Source organism: Geminicoccus flavidas (assembly GCF_009806515.1).
Lineage (GTDB): Bacteria > Pseudomonadota > Alphaproteobacteria > Geminicoccales > Geminicoccaceae > Geminicoccus > Geminicoccus flavidus.
Genome location: NZ_WUJP01000747.1, coordinates 1 through 1,608 on the forward strand (window position 1 = coordinate 1; position 1,608 = coordinate 1,608).

The window sequence follows — 1,608 nt, forward strand, 5'->3', positions numbered from 1 at the left end:
TGTACTTCGAATGGGGCGGTGCCGATTCGCAGGTCGTGATCGCCGACTGGGCGGTGATCGACGGGCCGGACAGTGCCGCGCGCTTTGCCGACGCGCTGCGCACCACGCCGCGCGGCGCGTTCGGCTGGAACTCGATCTCCAACGCGATCGACTTCGGCCGTCGGGCCATGGCCCAGAACAGCTATGATGGCATCCGCAAGGTGATCGACGTCTCGGCCGACAGCGGCAACTATGGTGGCCTGCCGCTGCCGCTGGCCCGGGAGGCGGCCCTGGCGGAGGACATCACCATCAACGGGCTGGCGGTCCTGTGCCGGACCTGCGACGGCCGCCCGGCACGCGCCGACCTGGAGGGCTATTTCGCCAGCCAAGTGATCGGCGGGTTCGGCGCCTTTGTCGTGACCGTGGACCAGGCCACCAGCTTTGCCGAGGCGGTGCGGCGCAAGCTACTGCTGGAGATCGCCGGCCTGCCTCAGTCGGTCACGGCGGCGCGCTGAGCGGGCGGTCCGGCCGTCAGCAGCGCCTCGACCTCGTCCAGACTCATGCCGGGCGGGACGATCAGCCACTCGCCCGGCGCGCTGGAGCGGATCATCACCACACCCCGCCTGGGACAGATACCGAGGCAGCTGACCTGGACCACGCCCAGGCGCGCCTTGCGTCCCTTGGCGTGGCCGTCGTCCGCTGCCAGGTGCCGGCGCAGCGCCTTGGCCAGATGCTGGTCGCCGTCCGGGCCGAACCCGCCCTTCAGGCGCTTGGAGCACTTGCGGCAGATCAGCGCCAAAGCCTGCCACCGGGAGGCGACCCTGCGCAGCTCGCGCCCGCTCATCGGTACGGCCTCACGCGGAGGCGGCGCCGCGGTGGGGGGCGAACAGCTCGAGCGGTCTGGGTGCGGCGTCGAGCGGTTCGCCCTGCGCCAGCCGGGACAGGAAGGCGATCACGCGCGGCACCAGTTCCGGCTCGTAGGGCTTGCGGAGCAGGCCCATGGCGACGTCCACATGGGCTCGGGCGCGCTCGGCGCAGGCACTGGTGAACAGGAGCGGGATCTCGTAGCGGCGATGCAGAAGGCGCGCGATCTGCGTGCCGTCGCCGCCGTCCGCCAGCTCGATGTCGACCAGCGCCAGGTCGGGCATTCTGGATTCGGCGAGCCGCAGCGCCTCCTCGGCCACGCCGGTCGGGCCCAGCACGTCATGGCCTTCCTTGCGCAGCGCCATCTCGACGGCCAAGGCGGTCAGCCCGTCATCTTCGGCAATGAGGATAACCACCAGACGATCTTTGCTCCGAGCTCGCGTTGTCGTGCCATTCCCGGCGGCCGGGATGATAGCGAACCTTCGCGGGATGAGCAGGTTCCCCAAAAAGCTTGCCAAGCACGGCCTCGGGTTCTACAGTAGGTTGATTACGTCAACCCCCACCGTCGGGAGGGTCTGCATGATAGTGATGCGATTGCTCGTCCCCGACGGTTGGCGCGGCTAGGTCCGATCCAGCCGCCATTTTCGGCGCGCATCCGCCTCCAACGAGATGATCCGGTGGATCCTGCTCCTGACCGGGGCGGAGCGATCCGGATACGACCATCCCCCCGAGACGTGAGGGGTCATGTCTGCGTGGCCTGCTCGC

The 1,608-nt window shown here is 69.3% G+C and carries 3 protein-coding genes; 1 reads left to right on the forward strand and 2 read right to left on the reverse strand.

Annotation, left to right across the window (positions count from 1 at the left end):
- A partial coding sequence (locus EQG76_RS21380; protein WP_159716353.1) for a DUF1194 domain-containing protein occupies positions 1-494 on the forward strand: 494 nt, incomplete at its 5' end.
- Here the strand turns inward: EQG76_RS21380 and EQG76_RS21385 are convergent.
- Positions 470-823 carry a (2Fe-2S) ferredoxin domain-containing protein gene (locus EQG76_RS21385; protein ID WP_159716354.1) on the reverse strand — a complete coding sequence of 118 codons (354 nt, stop codon included), beginning with the start codon at positions 821-823 and terminating at the stop codon, positions 470-472. The two genes, EQG76_RS21380 and EQG76_RS21385, sit on opposite strands and share 25 nt — an antisense overlap.
- 10 nt (positions 824-833) lie before the next feature.
- Entirely contained in the window at positions 834-1,259 is a 426-nt protein-coding gene (locus tag EQG76_RS21390; RefSeq protein ID WP_159716355.1) for a response regulator, read from the reverse strand.
- Positions 1,260-1,608 lie beyond the last annotated feature (349 nt).

What these genes read in the sequence shown, in the direction of transcription:
- EQG76_RS21385 (WP_159716354.1), bottom strand. Translation starts at nt 823, where the DNA reads ATGAGCGGGCGCGAGCTGCGCAGGGTCGCCTCCCGGTGGCAGGCTTTG.